Genomic DNA, 19900 nt, shown 5'->3' with positions numbered 1-19900 from the left:
TTGGGAATTCAGAAGTTCGATACAGAGAAGCTGCGTGAGATTATCAAGGTGATCCGTGTTCATAGTCAGGATGAAATCGAAATCGAATGGAATTTTGACGATATTTTTTCAGAATAGAGGTAACTTGAGCAGGACAAGAATGACTTACCAGAAGATAATAAAGGTGCTGGGACTACCTGATGGAAGCGTCAGATAGTCTTCGGCAGAAAAAAATAAAATTTTTTTTGTCCTATACTTGACACATCCACACGTTTGCCGTCACACTTTTTGTTCTAATATGGCTAAAAGCGGCATGAACCCTAAAACTTTACAGTACCTCATGGGACATTCTGATATTAGCGTCACGTTAAATACTTATACACATATAGGCTATGACGACGCGAAAGAGGAACTGAAACGGGTAGTAAATGGCGAGTAGTAAAATGAGTATTCAGCCCTTAATTTACTACTTTTTGTACTACTTTTGAGGTAAAAGATGTGCTAATTTATGCTACGATATGCCACGAATGAGAGGAAACAGCAAGCGAAAGAAAATGCCGATACATCAAGGAAATACAGTAAATTCAAGGAGTTTTACATAGATGATTAGAGTATTATTTATTTGCCACGGCAATATCTGCCGTTCGCCTATGGCAGAATTTATTTTGAAGGATATGGTTCAGCAGAAGGGTATCGCAGATCTGTTCTTGATTCGGTCTGCGGCTACCAGCACAGAGGAAATCTGGAACGGGATTGGCAATTCGGTATATCCGCCAGCACGGGAGATATTGCGGAAACATGGGATTTCCTGTGAGGGGAAGAGAGCAGTGCAGGTAACAAAAAAAGATTATGGAAAATATGATTATATTTTGGGAATGGATCAGAGAAATATACGGAATATGCTGAGAATTTTTGGGGGAGATCCAGAGGGGAAGATAAGACTGTTGCTTGAAATGACAGGGAGAAGCGGAGATATTGCGGATCCCTGGTATACAGGGGATTTCCAACTTACATATTTGGATATAGAGGAGGGTTGCAAAGGATTTTTGCAGTATCTGAAGGAAAATGGAAAGATAAATGGGTGAAATTTGCTGGATTTTCTCGTTTTTTTCTTCTTTACAAGTGGGGCGAGATTGGCTATACTGATTTCACAGCAACTCAATGGGGAGCAGATGCTCCCTTTCTTTTTATAACCGTTTGGGAAAACGGCTTTATCATTGGACATATCGTCCAATTATCTCTTAAAGTATTAGAAATCAAACCGCTATTAGTGTATGAAAGGAACCATATATATGAATAAAAACTATGAAGAGTTTATAGGTGAATTGCGCCTTTTTTTACTTAATGAAACTGGATATACAGAGGATAAGATTTATTTCCGAAAAAAGGGAGAGAAGATGGCGGAAAATGGAGACAGGCTATTTTTGGTGTGTGCAGAAGAAGATGGTATGAAAGAAATATGTGGGGTACATGTGCAAGAATTGTTTGAAGACTATGAACGGGGAAAAGAATTGAATGAACTGGGAACGATGATATTAACAGAGTTAAAAAAAGTAAATCATGCTGAATTTTTTGACAAAACTAAGAATCTTACTGATTATGAAATGATTAAAAAGGATTTATTTATTAGGCTTTTAAATCTGAATCGAAATAAGGATGAATTGGTACATGCTGTATACAGGTGTATTGGTGATATTGCTGTTGTTCTTTATATGAGAATTTCAGAATCTGCAGATGGGATCACCAGTATGAAGATACGGAAGGAGTATCTTGAGGAATGGGGGATTTCCAGGGAAAAGATTCTTGAGGAAGCATTGATAAATACGATGAAAATGACACCCCCAAGGATTTACTGTTGGGAAAAGCTTATTTTTGACCCTGAATATGATGGTGAGGATTTTATGGGTAAAGAGAATAGTGATGTAGAAATTTCCAGAAAATCATTGGGGATTTGCTTAAGTACAACAAAGCGTACTAATGGGGCGGCAGCAATTTTTATGCCAGGTGTTGCAAAACGTATGGCAGAATTGCTGGGACAGGATCTGTATCTGGCATTTACCAGTGTACATGAAGTAATGGTACATGATGCAAGACAGGTTTACCCGGAAGAATTAGAGGATGTGGTCAGTGAAACAGTGAAGGAAACAACACCGGAGGAGGATTTTCTTTCAATAAGAATATATAGATATTGCAGGTCAACAGATAGCATTATCTGCGTTTCAGAGGATGAGGATTAGATAAAAGAGTGCCGCTATGGGTCCACATTGGGTGGAGGCGTGGACTCATAAGGACACTCATCTAATTTACTTATAACGCTGTATTAGGATTCATTAACAGGAATGTAAAGTATCAACCAAGAATAGCAGCGTCATTGGAAAATTCTTCGCCACTGGCCTGTTCAAATTTGTCCAACAGATTCTTCACAGTCAGTTTTTTCTTCTCTTCACCCTGGATGTCCAGGATTACTTTTCCGTCCATAAGCATGATCAGACGATTACCATGGGCAATCGCGTCTTTCATATTGTGGGTGATCATTAGGGTTGTAAGATGGTCACGGTTTACGATCATGTCTGTGATTTCAAGGACTTTTGAGGCTGTTTTGGGATCGAGGGCAGCTGTATGCTCATCCAGAAGAAGCAGCTTTGGCTTTTTTAGGGTGGCCATTAAAAGGGTCAGAGCCTGGCGCTGTCCACCAGAAAGCAGGCCAACTTTGGAGGTGAGTCTGTTTTCAAGACCTAGGCCAAGAACTTTAAGAAGTTCCTTGTATTCTTCACGTTCCTGCTGGGTGATACCTTTGCGAAGTCCGCGTTTGGTACCTCTTCGTCTGGCAAGTGCAAGATTTTCTTCGATTCCCATTGTGGCAGCAGTACCTGTCATCGGATCCTGAAATACACGGCCAAGATAAGCGGCGCGTTTATGCTCGGAAAGCTTTGTTACATCAGTGCCGTCAATAACGATCTGTCCTTCGTCAACTGGCCATACACCAGCAACTGCATTTAGAAGGGTAGATTTTCCTGCTCCATTTCCACCGATTACAGTAACAAAATCTCCTTCATTTAATTTCAGGGAAAGTCCGTTTAAAGCGATTTTTTCATTGATGGTACCAGGATTGAATGTTTTATAAATATTTTTAACTTCAAGCATTGTGATTTCCTCCATGTTTTGCTGCTTTTGTAAATTTTCCTTTCCAGTATGGGATCGCCAGGAAAATAGCAACGACAAAAGCGGACAGCAGTTTCAGCAGGTCTGTATCAATACCCATCCAGATTACTGTCTGCAGCACCAGGTAATATAAAATAGAACCAAATGCCACGCTTAAAAGCTTCAGTGCAAAGTTACGAAAAATACGGCTGAAAATGGCTTCGCCGATAATAACAGCTGCAAGACCGATAACGATGGCACCACGTCCCATATTTACATCTGCAAATCCCTGATACTGAGCAAGAAGGGCACTGGAAAGTGCAACCAGTCCGTTTGAAATCATCAGTCCAAGTACCTTGCAGAAATTAGTATTGATTCCCTGTGCCCGGGACATATTGGCATTGCAGCCGGTAGCGCGAAGAGAGCATCCAAGCTCAGTTCCGAAAAACCAGTACAATACAGCGATCACAACGATAATAAAAAGGGCAACGATCAGAATTGTATTCTGGGTGATAGGAACATTTTTGATCCGGCGAAGGGAAACAAGAATGTTATATTTGTCAACATTGATTGCCTGATTGGCTTTTCCCATGATCTTTAAGTTGACAGAATAAAGGGAAAGCTGTGTAAGGATTCCAGCAAGGATTGCAGGAATACCCATAAATGTATGGAAAACACCTGTAAGCAAACCGGCTGCCATACCTGCAAGAGTGGCAACAAGAAGGGAAATCCATACGTTGTGGCCGTTCAGCATCATCATAATACATACGGCTCCTCCGGTACACATGGTACCGTCTACAGTCAGGTCGGCAATGTCAAGTACCCGAAAGGTAAGATAAACGCCAATTGCCATGATTCCCCAGATCAGTCCCTGGGCAGCAGCTCCGGGGAGAGCCTGGATTAAGTTCATAATTTGCATGATTGTATTCCTCCTGTTAATACAGCGAAAAGCGAGAGAGGCATTTCCCTTTCCCGCTGTCCGCTGATAGTGCATGAAATTAATATTATTCTTGAATTTAAGTTATTTTCTGATCATTCTTCAATTGCTTTGTAATCATCCGGAATTTCAATGCCAAGGTCTTTACAGATGGTTGGATTGTATTCTTTTGTAAAGTTCGGTGCATATTCGATTGGCATAGTAGAAATGTCTTCACCGTCCTTCAGGATACGAACCGCCATTTCGCCAGTAGCTTTTCCAAGATCATAGTAGCTGATAGAAAGAGTAGCAACACCACATCCCTGGCAGATACCTTCTTCACCTGCGATTACAGGAACCTTTTCTGCACTGCAGATATTGTTGATGATCTCTGTATTAGAAGCTACTGTGTTATCTGTTGGAACATAGATCACATCACTGTCAGATGCGGCAGATGTAGCGACAGAAGCAAGGTCGTTGGAATCAGAGAATGCATAATCAGAGCATGTATAACCAAGATCTTCAAGGGCTGCTTTTACTGTATCAACCTGATACTGGGAGTTTGCTTCTGCAGAACAGTACAGCAGTCCTACAGTTTTTGCATCCGGGAAAAGTTCATTCAGCATAGCTGCCTGCTGATCCAGCGGAGCAAGATCAGACGTACCGGAAATATTTCCACCTACTGTACCGTCAAAATCATCAATTTCAAGAGCAACGCCGTAATCTGTAACAGCGGTTCCAAGAATCGGGATATCAGTAGTGCCTGCTGCGGCAGCCTGCAGGGACGCAGTTGCATTGGCAAGGATCAGGTCTACATTGTCTGATACCAGACCATTGATAATCGTAGAACAAGTATTGGAATCACCCTGTGCATTTTTTTCTTCAAAAGTTATGGCATCGCCAAGAGCGTCTGTAAGGGCGTCCTTAAATCCCTGTGTTGCTGCATCTAATGCTTCGTGCTGAACAAGCTGGCAAATACCTACGGTGTATGTTTTGTCACTTTCTTCTGCGTTGACAGCGGTAACACTGCCTATGGTTCCGATTGACATTAAGCTGGCCAGTGACACGGCTAAAACCTGTTTTTTCATAACTTTGTATCCTCCTCGAATTGTATTTAAACTATATTCTCCTATTTGAAAATGTACTGGTTTTGATACTGCATTTGCATTTTCAGAAATTAAGTAACTATTCAGTAGGAATTATCCGTGAGGGTACTGAATTGTTACGAAATTGATATAAGGAGAGTGTTTATTTATAATGTAGCAGTATAACGCTTTAAAGTTGCAAAGTCAAGGCGGGAAATAAAAAATATATATGGAGAATAAAAAATTACATATGCAAGAAATAAGGATTATACATGAATTTTCCATTTCAACGGACATGTGGCCTGATGGCAATTTCTGCATATTTTATAGAGAGAAGATAAAAGGACAGAAAAGAAATGGCTTATTCGATCATGTTGGACGCCGGTCATGGAGGTTCAGACCCTGGCGCAGTTTATAAAGGCAGACAGGAAAAGGATGATAATCTTTCACTTACAAAGGCAGTAGGAGAAATCCTGGAAAAGAACGGGGTAAAGGTTTTATATACAAGAACAGAGGATGAATATCTTACGCCGTTTGAACGGGCAAAACAGGCAAATGAAGCGGATGTGGATTATTTTATTTCTTTTCACAGGAATAGCAGTCCCCAAGCTAATCAATATCAGGGAGTGGAGGTTCTGGTATATAATAAAAGCGGTATAAAGTATAAGATGGCACAGAATATTGTAGGCGCTTTAGGAGAATTGGGCTTTCGGGAGATTGGTGTTCAAAAGCGGCCGGGACTGGTCGTACTCAGAAAAACAAAGATGCCCGCACTTTTGATAGAAACAGGTTTTATTAATTCAGAAAAAGACAATACCCTTTATGATGAAAAGAAGCAGGATATCCCACAGGCAATTGCAGATGCCATACTTGGAACGCTGGATGAAACAGACGCAGAAAATCCGTTATATTACCGGGTACAGACAGGAGCATTTCGAAACCGTGAAAATGCAGATAGATTACTGTACCAATTATTAGACCGTGGTTATCCTGCATATATACTGTGGGATGGAGATCTTTTTAAGGTACAGGTGGGAGCATATCAACAGCTTGGAAATGCCATCCGTATGGAACAGCGGCTGAGGGAGGATGGCTATAGTACATTGATCGTGACGAAATGAACTGAAAAATGGTATAATCTTTATAAATGATGTGCAGGGTACAGTCCCCGGCCATGATACCTACAAATACAAATGAACAGAAAGGTACAGTTATGTTGGATGAATTTATAAAAACGATAGGAGATTTTGTTTTTGCAGAAGATATTCCAGAAAAAGCAGATATTATTTTTATTCCAGGTAACGGATATCCGGAAATGGCAGAACATGCAGCCGGACTTTACATGGAAGGATATGCACCGTATATACTGCCAAGCGGAAAGTACAGCGTTGTGATGGGGCATTTTTCAGGAGTGTTGTCCTCAAAACAGGACTATAACAGGAAGTATGATACTGAATGGGAATTTCTGAAGGATGTGCTGATGCATAATCATGTTCCGGATCATGCAATCCTTAAGGAAGATAAAGCTACTTATACTTATGAAAATGCCATTTATTCCAGAAAGGTAACAGATGGACTTGGCCTTACAATAAGAAAAGCAATTCTTTGCTGTAAAAGTTATCATGCAAGAAGAGCTTTGATGTATTATCAAATGCTGTATCCGGATACAAAGTTTTATGTATGTGCAGATTGTCCGGATGGGATCACTCGGAAAAACTGGAAAGAGACTGAAGAAGGGATCCGGGCAGTCACTGGAGAAGTGACTCGGATCATATTGCAGTTCCAGCTTATGGTTTAAATAAAAAGTCCCCATGCTTATGGTTTTACAACCAGGGCAGGGGACTTTCGTATTGAATTGGATTTTAATGTAAAAGGGATTCGGCTTCTGAAGGATCAGTATCTTTAGAGGAAGCTGGGGGAAGCCAGATATGGACCAGCTCAATACGGTTCTTATCTAATTTGTCAACTACCAGACGGATGCCGCTGTCCAATGTGACGGACTGTCCTTCTGTTGGAAGGCTGTCCAACTGTTCAATAATATAACCACCAATGGAATCATAATCTTCAGATACCATTTGAGTGTTAAGGGTTTCATTGATATCATCCAGCTTGGCTGAGCCGGAAGCTACGTATTCACGACCTGGCTGAAGTTCTTTCAGATCTTCTTCTTCATCTTCATCATATTCATCACGAATCTCACCAACAATTTCCTCCAACAGGTCCTCCAGTGTGACAAGCCCGGCAGTAGAACCGTATTCATCAAGTACAATGGCAAGATTCACAGATGCCTTACGCATTTCCAGCATCAGATCGGCAGTTCCTTTATATTCATAAGTAAAGTAAGGCTCACGAAGAAGCTCACGAACAGAAAAATCATCTTTCTTTGGGTAAAGGATCAGGTCCTTTACATTAATAATACCGATCACATTGTCTGTATTGTCTTCATAAACTGGAAAGCGTGTGTGCATATCCTTCTTGAAGATATCCATTAATTCATCATAGGATGCATTTACATCCACAAAGGTCATATCAATTCTGGGAATCATAACATCTTTGGCTGTGGAATCCCCAAAATCAAACACATTATAGATCATCTGTTTTTCTTCATTTTCAATCACACCAGCCTCTTGGCCTACATTTACCAGAGTACGCAGCTCATGCTCAGTCATCTGCTGTGGTTTTGCATCTGGATCTACTCTGAGAAGAAACATGATCCCTGCGGCTAGCTTGCCTACTACATAAACAATCGGTGTCAGAACGATCATCAGAAAAAAAATAGGACGGGCATAGGCCAGGGCAAGCTTCTCGTTATGTAGAGTAGCCAGTGTTTTTGGCGTGATCTCACCAAAAAGCAGAATCACCAGAGTCAGGATACCGGTAGCAATGCCCACATAGATATTTCCGAAAACGCGGATCGTTAAAGTAGTCACCAATGAAGAGGTGGAAATATTAACAATATTATTTCCTATTAAAACAGTGGTAAGCAGTTTGCCTGTGTCGGCAATCACCTTTTCTAATGTGACCGCCCGTCGATTCCCTTGTTCGGCAAGGGAGTGGATACGAATCTTATTTACTGTTGTCATTGCTGTTTCTGCTGATGAAAAAAAGGCAGACAGTACAATCAGAATTATGATTGCAGTTATCTGTATAGGGACACCAGAATCCAAAATATATTCACGCTCCTTTAAATTTTGATCACAGTCGAGAAGACTCCCGCTTCTATCATGGTGAGTGATAAGAAATATATCAGCTGGGAGTCAATCCCCCAGCTGATATAGCCTCCGGCAGGATTGCAGAGGTGCGCAGGAGAAGTATGTCATGCAATTGCATGACGCACACCTCGCAGCAAGAATGCCGAGGCATTCTTGAACTCAGTGGGAGTACGATTTTGACTTGAAAAGAAATATACAGTATTTTTATGAAAAAAGCAAGGAAAAGTGGATGAGGAAAAAAATATAAATAGGGGGTGTCGAAAAAAGAAGAATTGTGATATAATCATGCTGATAAAATTTAAAACAAATTATTACACAAACATTACAAAAGAATGAAAATTTGATATATAAATAATAACAGAGGTGCTGAAATGAAAAAAATGAAAAGAAAAAGTATTGCTATTTTAGCTGCGGCAGCGATTTCGATGTCACTGGCAGGTGGGCAGATTTATTCTGTATATGCTGGATATCAGTCATCTTCAATTAAGAAGAGCAGTTTGATCCCTGACAATGTGACTATAGATGAACCTACAGAGCTTTCTAATGTTTCCTTACCATCCAGCGAATATGGAACTTTATACTGGGTAGATGATTCTTTTGTTCCTACCAAGCGGACTCAGAGCTGTAAGGTAGAGTTTGAACCATATGATTCTGTTGATCTGTCTTATATGTCCGGTTGGGATGAGGAAGACGGAGTTTTAAAAGGAAAGGTTACTGTTGTAGTCAGCAGTATTTCCGGGGAGGATTATACCGGAGATGAAGAGAACGATTACGAAGATTATGAAGGCTATCAGGAGAATACAGAGTGCGGACAGGATAATGGCGAACAAGAAGATCCTGGATATACAGAAGGAGAAGCAGCTTCTAATGATCCACAGGTAAGCCAGACACCGGCAGCAACGGATACACCTGGAGAGCCGGGTACAGTTCCTTCTGTAACGCCGGAAGGAGAGGCGGGACAGGAAACACTGCCAACTCAGATCCCTTCTGCAGAGCAGCAACCCACAGCTCCTGCAGTATTGCCTGAACAGGATCCTTCCGTAGTACCGGAAGTGACAATAGCACCTGATGCTTCACAGCCCACAGAACCAGGAGTACAGGAGGGAACTGTTGCCCCGGCAGCACCAGATACTATTCCTTCTGTGACACCGGGGAATGTTGATCCGGCAGCACCGGATACGGTTCCTTCTATTGCACCGGATACCATTGATCCGGCAGCACCGGACAGCCAGCCTTCACAGGATCAGGATGCAGATAATATTTTTGACCAGATCAATGAGCCTATACAGGATGATCGTCCCAGCGAGGCAGAGGATACGCTGACGCCGGAGGAGCAGGCAGAGCGTGCTGTACAGAACCATAGCTGCGCAGGCATCTCTGTTTCAGGTATTGAGCTTCCCTGGTATGTACAGTTCAGGGCTACCAGTGGTGATTCCTATCAGTTTACTAACGAAGATGAGGCTGCCATTTTCAGATCCTATGAGTTTGAGTTGTGGAATCTTAAAACAGATTCTAAGTATGAGATTCCGGATGGACAGTACATCAGTGTAACAGTTCCTGTTAAAGCAGGATACGAATATACCATTGAGCATCTTCTTGACAATGGAGCCATGGAGACCATTGTGCCAAGTGTTGACGGAAGTACTATGATCTTCAGTACTCATTCTTTCAGTCCATTTGGAATTGCAGGAAGCAAGCCTTTGATTGGAGAGAATATTGCAGAAGACGGTTATTCCGGAGGTACGATATCTGTTACCTCCACGCCTAAGCCTGCATCAACAGCTGTTCCTACCAAGGCTGCTGCAAGTACCACAGGCAGTGGGGTGAATACCGGCAGTAATACATCAAATACAACTGTAAATAATAGCACCTCCACAGATAACAGTTCTGCAACAGGGAATAACAGCCCGGCTGCATCAGGACAGTCCATCAGTCAGAATAGTTCCGGTTCTGTAAATGGAACTGGGGTGGTACGTACCGGCGATAATACACCGGTAGGTACATTTGTGATCCTGGTTGTTGTAGCAGCGGTCGTGGTGATTCTTATTGTTGTTTTGAAGAAAAAGAAGAACAATTAAATAATATTCTGCACAGCCCTTCCATATAATGTTCATGGGAGGGCTGTTTTTATGAAAATGAAGGCTGTTTTAAAATCATTGCTGATTGCTTACAGTATTACAGGTGTTTTTTTATTGTTTCTTGCACTGGCACTTTTTTCGTTTGACCTGTCAGAAAAAGCAGTTCGGGCAGGAATCCTTGCAGCGTACATATTAGCCTGCCTGACCGGTGGATATGGGGCTGGAAAAATGCTGAGAAAAGAAAAATATCTGTGGGGACTGTTGGTAGGAAGCTGTTATTTCTTTTTGCTTTTGATGGTCTCTGTCCTGGCAGGTGGGAAACCAGATATGACAATGAAACATATGATCACTACGTTTTTTCTGTGCCTGGGCGGCGGAACTCTTGGAGGGATGTTGTCCTGACCCTGTAGTGGACAATTGAAAACCTTACAAAAAAAGACTTTTAAAATGTATGAATCTATGCTATACTTACCAGAGAATTTACATAAGGAGGATCCTATGATGGAGCATATTAAAACATTAAATACAAAGAATCTTCAGAATACTGTAAAAAAGGGTGGCTGTGGAGAGTGCCAGACTTCCTGTCAGTCTGCATGTAAGACTTCCTGTACAGTAGGAAATCAGAGCTGCGAGCATAAATAAGATCTGGCGTATTATGAGAAGCTGTACAGGCAGCAGATCACATTGGATGCCATAGCAGTTTGCTGTGAAAGTGAAAGTAAGCAGCGGGATGATTTCCGCTGCTTATTCCTGCTTGTGCTGACAATGTGTGGATAAAAATAGAAAGGACGTCAGAAAAATGAGTCTGATTCACCGTTATCAAAGCAACGGTTACAATATTGTATTAGATATCAACAGCGGATGCATTCATGTTGTAGATCAGGTTACTTATGAAGTATTACCTTATCTGGAGCAGGGGATGAATGCAGATCAGATCAGTGAGAAGCTGAATGACCGCTTTCCTGAGGAACAGATCCGCACATCGGTTGCTGAGTGTGAGAAGCTTCAGAAAGAAGGCATGCTTTTCACAAAGGATATTTATGAAAATGTAATTGATGAATTTACCAATAACAGACAGACTGTAGTAAAGGCACTTTGCCTTCATATTGCACATGACTGTAATCTGGCCTGTCGTTACTGCTTTGCTGAAGAGGGAGAATACCACGGACGCAGGGCACTTATGTCATTTGAAGTAGGGAAAAAGGCCCTGGATTTCCTTATTGCCAATTCAGGATCCAGACGTAATCTGGAAGTGGATTTCTTTGGCGGTGAACCGCTAATGAACTGGCAGGTAGTGAAGGATCTGGTGAAGTACGGCAGAGAGCAGGAAGCTCTTTATAACAAGAAATTCCGCTTTACTCTTACCACCAACGGTGTACTGCTGAATGATGAGGTTATGGAGTTTTGCAACAAGGAAATGGGCAATGTGGTACTGAGTGTGGATGGAAGAAAAGAAGTCCACGACCATATGCGACCTTTCCGCAAGGGAGCTGGCAGCTATGATCTGGTGATTCCCAAGTTTATAAAGTTTGCAGAATCAAGAAATCAGGACAAGTATTATGTCCGAGGTACATTTACCCATTATAATCTGGATTTTTCCAAGGATGTACTTCATCTGGCAGATTTGGGCTTTAAGCAGATTTCTGTGGAGCCTGTAGTGGCAGCTCAGGATGAGGATTATGCTATCCGCCCGGAGGATGTGCCACAGATCATGGAAGAGTATGATCTTCTTGCAAAGGAAATGATAAAAAGGGAAAAAGAAGGAAAAGGATTTAACTTCTTCCACTTTATGATCGACCTTACAGGAGGCCCCTGCGTGTATAAACGGCTTTCAGGCTGTGGTTCAGGTACTGAGTACCTTGCAGTCACACCTTGGGGAGATTTCTATCCGTGCCATCAGTTTGTAGGTGAAGAAGAATATCTGATGGGTAATGTGGATGAGGGCATTGTAAAGCCACAGATCCAGAAGGATTTTTCTAAATGCAATGTATATACAAAGCCAGCATGTAAAGACTGTTTTGCCAGATTTTACTGCAGTGGCGGATGTGCAGCAAATGCCTATCATTTCCAGAAAGACATTAATGGTAATTATGAAATCGGATGCCAGCTCCAGAGGAAGCGTGTGGAGTGCGCTATCATGATAAAGGCTGCCCTTGCAGAAGAATGATCTTTTGCAGACCTATACGACAGCTACAAAATTAAATTAAGAAGGGACAGGAACAATGAAGAAATCAAGAGGCGTTGTAGTGCTGATTCTTGTAGCTATCCTGACAGGACTGTTCTGTTTTACAGCAGCTGTTGGATTTGGACCTACAGGAACCGGTTCAGCCAAGAATATCAAGACTGGTCTTGATCTGGCAGGCGGTGTCAGCATTACATACAAAGCAAAAGAAAGCAACCCAAGCAGCGAAGATATGAACGATACTGTTTATAAGCTGCAGAAACGTGTGGAACAGTACAGTACAGAGGCACAGGTATACCAGGAAGGCAGCGACCGTATCAATGTTGAGATCCCTGGTGTTACAGATGCCAATGCAATTCTGGAAGAACTGGGCAAGCCAGGTTCTCTTTGTTTTATCCAGCAGACTGGTGATGACGGGGAAAATAACTTCCAGTATGATGCTAACAGTGATACCGGATACAGCCTGACAAGAGATCTGGATGAGATCCGGAAGCAGAATGGTGTTGTTCTTGAGGGAACAGATATAGCTGATGCTACTGGTGGTGCTATTCAGCGTCAGAATACAGGAACAAAGGAATATGTTGTAAACCTGACCCTTACAGATGAAGGAAAGAAAAAGTTTGCAGATGCTACAGAAGCAAACGTAGGCAAACAGATCGCTATTGTTTATGATAATGGGATCTTAAGTGCACCAACTGTAAACGAGGCCATTACTGGTGGTAAGGCAGAGATCAATGGACAGAAGAGCGTAGAAGAGGCACAGGAGCTTGCTTCTTACATCCGTATCGGTTCCCTTAGCCTGGAGCTGGAAGAGATGAAATCCAGCGTGGTTGCAGCACAGCTTGGTGAGAAAGCGATTTCTACCAGTGTGATCGCAGGTGCCATTGGTCTTGTGATCGTTATCCTGTTTATGATCCTTGCATATAGGATCCCAGGTTTGGTAGCTGGTATTGCCCTTGTATTCTATACCGCAGCAATGCTTATTACATTAAATGCCTTTGATATCACTCTTACGCTTCCGGGTATTGCAGGTATTATTCTTGGTATAGGTATGGCAGTGGATGCCAATGTTATCATTTATGCCCGTATCCGTGAAGAGATCGGTGCCGGAACATCCGTCAGAAGTGCTATTAAGGCTGGTTTCTCCAAAGCATTTTCTGCCATCTTTGACGGTAACATTACCACACTTCTTGCAGCACTGGTGCTGATGAAGCTTGGTACAGGTACAGTTAAGGGCTTTGCTTATACACTGGCGCTTGGTATTGTAATTTCCATGTTTACGGCTTTGGTTGTTTCAAGGATCGTGATCAATGCATTATACGCAGTTGGTATTCATAATCCCAAATTCTATGGACAGACCATGGAAAAGAAGCCGATCAATTTTGTTGGAAAGAAAAAGCTTTTCTTTACAATTTCACTGGTTATTATTTTAGCAGGTTTTGTTGCAATGTTTATTTTCAGCAAAACTTCCCACAAGGCTTTAAATTACAGCCTTGAATTCTCAGGCGGTACTTCTACTACTGTAACCTTTAACGAGGATATGGATATCAGCCAGATCGATTCTGAAGTGACTCCGGTAGTAGAGGAGGTTACAGGTGACAAGAATGTTCAGCCTACCAAGGTTGTTGGTACTAATCAGGTAACGATCAAAACACGTTCCCTGAATCTTGAAGAGCGTGAAGCATTAAATAAAGCACTTGTAGATAAATTCGGTGTTGATGATTCTCTGATCTCTGCAGAGAGCATCTCAGCAACTGTCAGCAATGAGATGAGAAGAGATGCCATCGTTTCCGTCATTGTTGCTGCGATTCTGATGCTTCTGTATATCTGGTTCAGATTTAAGGATATCTGCTTTGCAGGCAGTGCGGTACTTGCATTGATTCATGATGTGCTGGTTGTACTTACTTTCTATGCAATTTCCAGAACATCTGTAGGTAATACTTTTATTGCCTGCATGCTGACTATTGTTGGTTATTCCATTAATGCAACCATCGTTATTTTTGACCGTATCCGTGAGAATCTTCACGGAAGCAAGAATCCGGATCATATTGAAGAGGTTGTTAACAGAAGTATTACCCAGACCCTTACAAGAAGTATCTATACTTCCCTTACCACATTTATCATGGTAGCAGTGCTTTATATGATGGGTGTTTCTTCTGTGAAAGAATTTGCAGCACCGTTAATGGTTGGTATCCTTTGTGGAGCATATTCTTCTGTATGTATTACAGGATCTCTGTGGCTGACAATGAAAGGACACTGGAGAAAGGCAAAGGTTCAGTCTGCAGCTGTAACAGCTTCCAAGGTATCAGCACCTAAGAAAACTACAGCGAAAAAGCCTTCCAAACAGGAACCACCAAAAGCTGATCCTGCACAGCCTAAAAAGAAAAACCGTAAGAGAGTCCAGGAACGTCTGGCAGCTCAGGAAGCGGCTAATAATGCGCAGGAAAGCAATAAGAATGAATAAATAGAGAAAGTTCGGGACAGGCCTTTGGGTCTGCCCCGTTTTCTTATGTGCAGGAGAAGTTACATGGAAAAATGGTTTGTTTCTGCGAAAAAAGCAGATTTTAAGGAAATCGGAAGACAATTCGATATTGATCCTGTGATCGCCCGGCTGATCCGCAACCGAGATGTAACTGGTGCAAAAGCCATACAGGAATATTTGCGGGGAACCATTCAGGATATTCCGGGACCAGAACTTTTAAAAGGAATGAAAGAGGCAACTTCCATATTGAAGCAAAAGATCAGGGAAAAAAAGAAAATCCGTATTATCGGCGATTATGATATTGACGGAGTGACTGCTACGTATATCTTGATCAAAGGCCTGGAACGATTGGGGGCAAGGGCGGATACTTATATTCCTGACCGTATCACGGATGGTTATGGGATCCATATGCCGTTGATCTACAAGGCACTGGAGGACGGGGTTGATACCATCGTTACCTGCGATAATGGGATTGCAGCGTCAAAGGAGATTGGCTTTGCAAAAGAAAAAGGCTTGACGGTGATTGTTACGGATCATCATGAGGTCCCTTTTATTGAAGACAATGGAGAAAGAACCTATATTCTTCCACCGGCAGATGCTGTGATCAATACGAAACAGCCAGGGTGCCCCTATCCGAATAAGAATTTGTGCGGCGCTGTGGTTGCCATGAAGCTGATCTGGGCTTTATATGATGACAGTCATATTCCGGAAACTGAAAAAGAAGAGTTTCTGGAACTGGCAGCTATTGCTACGGTTGGAGACGTAATGGATCTTCAGGGTGAGAACAGGATTTTGGTGAAGGAAGGACTGAAACGGCTTCCATATACGAAAAACAAAGGCCTTCAGGCATTGATCCGTGTAACAGGACTAGAAGGAAGCAGGATTTCTTCTTATCACATTGGGTTTGTGCTTGGCCCCTGCATTAATGCCAGCGGCAGGCTTGATACAGCAGCCAGATCCTTACGACTGCTTCAATGCGAGGATGCAGGCGAGGCAGCCAGGCTGGCTGGAGATTTGAAGGCATTAAATGACAGCCGGAAGGCATTAACAGAAAAAGGGAAGGATGCGGCGATACAGCTGATCGAAAATACAGATCTGAAAAATGATCCTGTACTTGTAGTATATCTGCCGGAATGCCATGAAAGCCTGGCAGGAATCATTGCAGGGAGGATTCGGGAAAAATATAACCGGCCGGTTTTTGTACTTACAAAGGGTGAAAAAGGAGTAAAGGGCAGCGGACGGTCAATCCAGCAGTATTCAATGTTTGAGGAATTAGTGAAATGTGGGGATCTGCTGGATCAATATGGAGGACATCCTATGGCAGCAGGTCTGTCTCTTCCAGAGGAAAATATTTCTTTGCTGCGAAAAAGGTTGAATGAACAGTGTAATCTGAAAGAGGAGGATCTGATTCCTAAGGTTATCATTGATGTGCCAATGCCGATTTCGTATATTTCCACGAAGCTGGTAGAACAGCTGTCTTTGTTGGAACCTTTTGGAAAAGGAAATACAAAGCCATTGTTTGCCCAGAAAAATGTGAAGGCAATAAATTCACGTGTAATCGGGAAGAATCATAATGTGACAAAGCTTCAGCTGATGGATGAACAGGGCTATGTGATAGAAGCGGTTTATTTCGGCAATATCCCTGAGTTTATGGATTTCCTGTCTGCAAGAGATAAGATATCTGTTACTTATTATCCTGAGATCAATCGGTATCAGGGCAGGGAAACACTTCAGGTGATCATTCAGAATTATTGTTGACCGGAGATGGCTGCTGTGAATGGAGCAATCAGTAACCGGAGATGGCAGAATATGCTGTATCTATGGGGTTTTTGATTGATTATAAATAAAAAAGGTGATATACTTAAATCTATTGACAAAAAACATGGTTGAGAAAATGTTTGAGGAGGAAACAATAATATGAAAAAAATAGAAGAATATGTCAGAAGTATTCCGGATTTCCCGGAGCCGGGGATTATTTTCAGAGATATTACCAGTATTTTGCAGGATGCAGATGGACTTCACCTTGCCATAGATTCGCTTCAGGATCTGATCAAAGATGTAGATGTGGATGTGATCGTAGGCGCTGAGTCCAGAGGTTTTATTTTCGGAATGCCTATGGCATATAACCTCCACAAACCATTTGTACCGGTAAGAAAGAAAGGAAAACTTCCCTGTGAGACGATTTCCCAAAGCTATGACCTGGAATACGGACAGGCAGAGATCGAGATCCATAAGGATGCCATTAAGCCGGGACAGAAAGTAGTGATCGTAGATGACCTGATTGCTACAGGCGGTACCATGGAAGCTGCCGTGAAGTTGATCGAAGAGCTTGGCGGAGAAGTTGTAAAGATCCTTTTCCTGATGGAACTTGCCGGATTGAAAGGCCGTGAAAAGCTGAAAGGGTATGATGTAGCGTCTGTGATCCGCTATGAAGGAAAGTAAAACAGTCAGACTTTGTACAGGGTAGGTGATAAGAGATGGCAGAAGTAAATACAGTCACAGATGCCTTGGATCAGGCATCCCAGATCGAAGCAGAGAAGTTGGCTTCTGTAAAAAAGGCAGATGCAGCTGTAAAGACAATGAGCGACTTTACCAGCCCGGAAGTGCTGTATCAGGAATTGATCAGCAGTGTCCGGAAATATCATCCGTCCACAGATATCTCCATGATTGAGAAAGCTTATAAGGTTGCCAGTGAAGCACATAAGGATCAGAAAAGAAAATCCGGAGAGCCCTATATCATTCATCCTCTGTGTGTAGCGATCATACTGGCTGATCTGGAACTGGACAAAGAGACCATTGTAGCAGGACTGCTTCATGATGCAGTGGAAGATACATGGATGACATATGAAGAAGTGGAAAAGGAATTTGGCGGAGAGGTGGCTCTTCTTGTTGATGGAGTGACGAAGATCGGCCAGTTATCCTATTCCTCTGATAAGGTTGAAATGCAGGCAGAAAGCCTGCGTAAGATGTTTCTTGCCATGGCTAAGGATATCAGGGTTATTATGATCAAGCTGGCAGACCGGCTTCATAATATGCGTACACTTCAGTATATGACTCCTGCCAAGCAACAGGAAAAGGCCCGTGAGACAATGGATATTTACGCACCTATCGCACAGCGTCTTGGTATTTCCAAGATCAAGGTGGAGTTGGACGACCTGTCTCTGAAGTACCTTAAACCAGAGGTGTATTATGATCTGGTTGAAAAGGTTGCATTGCGAAAAAGTGTGCGTGAGGAATTTGTTGGGAAGATCGTTAATCAGGTCAAACAGCATATGGTGGATGCCAATATTAAGGCTCAGGTAGATGGCAGGGTAAAGCACTTCTTCAGTATCTACAAGAAGATGGTGAATCAGCACAAGACTATAGACCAGATATATGATCTTTTTGCTGTACGTATCCTGGTAGACACAGTGAAGGACTGCTATGCTGCTCTTGGCGTGATTCATGAAATGTACAAGCCTATTCCCGGAAGATTTAAGGATTATATTGCAATGCCAAAGCCAAATATGTATCAGTCTCTTCATACCACGCTGATTGGGCCTAACGGTCAGCCATTTGAAATCCAGATACGTACTTTTGAAATGCACAAAACAGCTGAATATGGTATTGCAGCACACTGGAAATATAAAGAATCAGCAGATGGCAAGAAGCCGGTTGGTAAAAGTGAAGAAGAAAAATTAAACTGGTTAAGACAGATTCTGGAATGGCAGAGGGATATGTCGGACAATAAAGAGTTTATGAGTCTTCTGAAAAATGACCTGGATCTTTTTGCAGATAGTGTATATTGTTTTACTCCCCAGGGCGATGTGAAAACACTGCCAAATGGCTCCACTCCTATTGACTTTGCTTATAGTGTACACAGCGCAGTAGGGAATAAGATGGTAGGAGCCAGGGTCAATGGGAAGCTTGTACCTATAGAATACCGGATTCAAAATGGTGACCGGATTGAGATCATCACATCCCAGAATTCCCAGGGACCAAGCCGTGATTGGCTGAATGTTGTAAAGAGCACACAGGCAAAGAACAAGATCAACCAGTGGTTTAAGAAAGAACTGAAAGAAGATAATATCCTGAAAGGAAAAGACATGCTGACTCAGTATGCCAAGTCCAAGGGATTTAAGATCGGCAATTACACCAAGCCACAGTATCTGGAGGCTGTTCTGAGAAAATATGGATTCCGTGACTGGGATTCCGTGCTGGCGGCCATCGGACATGGAGGTCTGAAAGAAGGGCAGGTTTTTAATAAGCTGGCAGAAGCTTATGATAAAGAAAACAAAAAGAATCTTACAGACGAGCAGGTCTTGGAGGCTGCACAGGAAGCACCGGAGCGAATCCATGTAGCTAAGGGTAAAAGCGGTATTGTGGTTAAGGGCATTCATGATGTGGCAGTGCGCTTTTCAAAATGTTGTAATCCGATCCCGGGAGATGAAATCGTAGGTTTTGTTACAAGAGGCCGCGGTATCACCATTCACAGGACAGACTGTGTGAATGTGATGAATATGTCAGAGATGGACAGAAGCCGCCTGATCGAGGCTGAATGGCAGCAGGATAACAGGGCATCCGAGCAGTATATGGCAGAGATCAATGTATATGCCAATAACAGGACCGGTCTTTTGGTAGACATTTCCAAGATCTTTACTGAGCGTAAGATCGATGTGAGAAGTATTAACAGCCGTACTAACAAGCAGGAAAAGGCTACGATTTCCATGAATTTTAATGTGAGTAGTAAAGAAGAACTGAATTCACTGATTGAGAAGATACGCCAGATCGACAGCGTGATCGATGTGGAACGTACTACAGGCTGATTTTTTATACCCGAAGGTGG

At 42.4% G+C, this 19900-nt stretch carries 16 protein-coding genes and 1 pseudogene; 13 read left to right on the top strand and 4 right to left on the bottom strand.

Features of this window, described 5'->3' with window-relative positions:
* Nucleotides 1-244 precede the first annotated feature (244 nt).
* The 3 genes and pseudogenes from G5B11_RS12815 to G5B11_RS12805 all read left to right on the top strand — a co-directional run.
* Nucleotides 245-418, top strand: a pseudogene (locus tag G5B11_RS12815) (tyrosine-type recombinase/integrase); the annotation flags it as partial.
* Nucleotides 419-581: 163 nt separating this feature from the next.
* On the top strand, nucleotides 582-1064 hold the full coding sequence (locus G5B11_RS12810; RefSeq protein WP_173728504.1) for a low molecular weight protein-tyrosine-phosphatase: 483 nt from the start codon (nucleotides 582-584) through the stop codon (nucleotides 1062-1064).
* Nucleotides 1065-1271: 207 nt separating this feature from the next.
* Nucleotides 1272-2216, top strand: a complete 945-nt coding sequence (locus tag G5B11_RS12805; protein ID WP_173728502.1) for a DUF5688 family protein — start codon at nucleotides 1272-1274, stop codon at nucleotides 2214-2216.
* 112 nt (nucleotides 2217-2328) lie between these two features.
* Here the strand turns inward: G5B11_RS12805 and G5B11_RS12800 are convergent, their stop codons facing one another.
* The 3 genes from G5B11_RS12800 to G5B11_RS12790 form a co-directional block, all read right to left on the bottom strand.
* Nucleotides 2329-3123, bottom strand: coding sequence for an ABC transporter ATP-binding protein (locus tag G5B11_RS12800; RefSeq protein ID WP_158422788.1), 795 nt, complete (start codon nucleotides 3121-3123; stop codon nucleotides 2329-2331).
* Nucleotides 3116-4039, bottom strand: a complete 924-nt coding sequence (locus G5B11_RS12795; RefSeq protein WP_173728500.1) for an ABC transporter permease — start codon at nucleotides 4037-4039, stop codon at nucleotides 3116-3118. Before G5B11_RS12795 ends, G5B11_RS12800 begins: the two co-directional genes overlap by 8 nt.
* A 113-nt stretch (nucleotides 4040-4152) precedes the next feature.
* Complete coding sequence (locus G5B11_RS12790; protein WP_173728498.1) at nucleotides 4153-5124, bottom strand: ABC transporter substrate-binding protein; 972 nt, start codon at nucleotides 5122-5124, stop codon at nucleotides 4153-4155.
* Nucleotides 5125-5477: 353 nt separating this feature from the next.
* On the opposite strand from G5B11_RS12790, the gene G5B11_RS12785 reads away from it, so the two are divergent.
* Nucleotides 5478-6242: an N-acetylmuramoyl-L-alanine amidase gene (locus G5B11_RS12785; RefSeq protein ID WP_173728496.1), complete on the top strand. Its 765-nt coding sequence runs from the start codon at nucleotides 5478-5480 to the stop codon at nucleotides 6240-6242.
* Between the two features lie 53 nt (nucleotides 6243-6295).
* Nucleotides 6296-6919 (top strand): YdcF family protein, encoded by a 624-nt coding sequence (locus G5B11_RS12780; protein WP_330603135.1) that lies wholly within the window; start codon nucleotides 6296-6298, stop codon nucleotides 6917-6919.
* Nucleotides 6920-6983: 64 nt separating this feature from the next.
* On the opposite strand, the gene G5B11_RS12775 is transcribed toward G5B11_RS12780, so the two are convergent.
* Nucleotides 6984-8288 carry an HlyC/CorC family transporter gene (locus G5B11_RS12775; RefSeq protein ID WP_173728494.1) on the bottom strand — a complete coding sequence of 435 codons (1305 nt, stop codon included), beginning with the start codon at nucleotides 8286-8288 and terminating at the stop codon, nucleotides 6984-6986.
* Nucleotides 8289-8704: 416 nt separating this feature from the next.
* On the opposite strand from G5B11_RS12775, the gene G5B11_RS12770 reads away from it, so the two are divergent.
* The 8 genes from G5B11_RS12770 to G5B11_RS12735 all read left to right on the top strand — a co-directional run bounded on the left by G5B11_RS12770 (nucleotide 8705) and on the right by G5B11_RS12735 (nucleotide 19880).
* On the top strand, nucleotides 8705-10411 hold the full coding sequence (locus G5B11_RS12770) for a hypothetical protein (protein WP_173728492.1): 1707 nt from the start codon (nucleotides 8705-8707) through the stop codon (nucleotides 10409-10411).
* A gap of 51 nt (nucleotides 10412-10462) precedes the next feature.
* A complete protein-coding gene (locus tag G5B11_RS12765; RefSeq protein WP_173728490.1) occupies nucleotides 10463-10813 on the top strand; it encodes a TIGR04086 family membrane protein in 351 nt (116 codons plus the stop codon).
* Between the two features lie 99 nt (nucleotides 10814-10912).
* On the top strand, nucleotides 10913-11053 hold the full coding sequence (gene scfA / locus G5B11_RS12760; RefSeq protein ID WP_015524633.1) for a six-cysteine ranthipeptide SCIFF: 141 nt from the start codon (nucleotides 10913-10915) through the stop codon (nucleotides 11051-11053).
* Between the two features lie 157 nt (nucleotides 11054-11210).
* Nucleotides 11211-12578 carry a thioether cross-link-forming SCIFF peptide maturase gene (gene scfB, locus G5B11_RS12755; RefSeq protein ID WP_173728489.1) on the top strand — a complete coding sequence of 456 codons (1368 nt, stop codon included), beginning with the start codon at nucleotides 11211-11213 and terminating at the stop codon, nucleotides 12576-12578.
* A gap of 55 nt (nucleotides 12579-12633) precedes the next feature.
* On the top strand, nucleotides 12634-15057 hold the full coding sequence (secD, locus tag G5B11_RS12750) for a protein translocase subunit SecD (protein WP_173728487.1): 2424 nt from the start codon (nucleotides 12634-12636) through the stop codon (nucleotides 15055-15057).
* Between the two features lie 63 nt (nucleotides 15058-15120).
* Complete coding sequence (gene recJ, locus G5B11_RS12745) at nucleotides 15121-16833, top strand: single-stranded-DNA-specific exonuclease RecJ (protein WP_173728485.1); 1713 nt, start codon at nucleotides 15121-15123, stop codon at nucleotides 16831-16833.
* Nucleotides 16834-16992: 159 nt separating this feature from the next.
* Complete coding sequence (locus G5B11_RS12740; RefSeq protein WP_158422255.1) at nucleotides 16993-17517, top strand: adenine phosphoribosyltransferase; 525 nt, start codon at nucleotides 16993-16995, stop codon at nucleotides 17515-17517.
* Between the two features lie 35 nt (nucleotides 17518-17552).
* Nucleotides 17553-19880 (top strand): RelA/SpoT family protein, encoded by a 2328-nt coding sequence (locus tag G5B11_RS12735; protein ID WP_173728483.1) that lies wholly within the window; start codon nucleotides 17553-17555, stop codon nucleotides 19878-19880.
* The last annotated feature ends 20 nt before the right edge of the window (nucleotides 19881-19900 follow it).

The sequence above is a fragment of the Blautia glucerasea genome, assembly GCF_013304385.1.
GTDB classification, from domain to species: domain Bacteria; phylum Bacillota; class Clostridia; order Lachnospirales; family Lachnospiraceae; genus Blautia_A; species Blautia_A ammoniilytica.
The sequence above is the reverse complement of the archived record's forward strand: the minus strand, read 5'-3'. Positions and strand labels throughout refer to the sequence as shown.

What these genes read in the sequence shown, in the direction of transcription:
- G5B11_RS12810 (WP_173728504.1), top strand. Translation starts at nt 582, where the DNA reads ATGATTAGAGTATTATTTATTTGCCACGGCAATATCTGCCGTTCGCCT.
- G5B11_RS12805 (WP_173728502.1), top strand. Translation starts at nt 1,272, where the DNA reads ATGAATAAAAACTATGAAGAGTTTATAGGTGAATTGCGCCTTTTTTTA.
- G5B11_RS12800 (WP_158422788.1), bottom strand. Translation starts at nt 3,123, where the DNA reads ATGCTTGAAGTTAAAAATATTTATAAAACATTCAATCCTGGTACCATC.
- G5B11_RS12795 (WP_173728500.1), bottom strand. Translation starts at nt 4,039, where the DNA reads ATGCAAATTATGAACTTAATCCAGGCTCTCCCCGGAGCTGCTGCCCAG.
- G5B11_RS12790 (WP_173728498.1), bottom strand. Translation starts at nt 5,124, where the DNA reads ATGAAAAAACAGGTTTTAGCCGTGTCACTGGCCAGCTTAATGTCAATC.
- G5B11_RS12785 (WP_173728496.1), top strand. Translation starts at nt 5,478, where the DNA reads ATGGCTTATTCGATCATGTTGGACGCCGGTCATGGAGGTTCAGACCCT.
- G5B11_RS12780 (WP_330603135.1), top strand. Translation starts at nt 6,296, where the DNA reads ATGATACCTACAAATACAAATGAACAGAAAGGTACAGTTATGTTGGAT.
- G5B11_RS12770 (WP_173728492.1), top strand. Translation starts at nt 8,705, where the DNA reads ATGAAAAAAATGAAAAGAAAAAGTATTGCTATTTTAGCTGCGGCAGCG.
- G5B11_RS12765 (WP_173728490.1), top strand. Translation starts at nt 10,463, where the DNA reads ATGAAAATGAAGGCTGTTTTAAAATCATTGCTGATTGCTTACAGTATT.
- scfA (WP_015524633.1), top strand. Translation starts at nt 10,913, where the DNA reads ATGGAGCATATTAAAACATTAAATACAAAGAATCTTCAGAATACTGTA.
- scfB (WP_173728489.1), top strand. Translation starts at nt 11,211, where the DNA reads ATGAGTCTGATTCACCGTTATCAAAGCAACGGTTACAATATTGTATTA.
- secD (WP_173728487.1), top strand. Translation starts at nt 12,634, where the DNA reads ATGAAGAAATCAAGAGGCGTTGTAGTGCTGATTCTTGTAGCTATCCTG.
- recJ (WP_173728485.1), top strand. Translation starts at nt 15,121, where the DNA reads ATGGAAAAATGGTTTGTTTCTGCGAAAAAAGCAGATTTTAAGGAAATC.
- G5B11_RS12740 (WP_158422255.1), top strand. Translation starts at nt 16,993, where the DNA reads ATGAAAAAAATAGAAGAATATGTCAGAAGTATTCCGGATTTCCCGGAG.
- G5B11_RS12735 (WP_173728483.1), top strand. Translation starts at nt 17,553, where the DNA reads ATGGCAGAAGTAAATACAGTCACAGATGCCTTGGATCAGGCATCCCAG.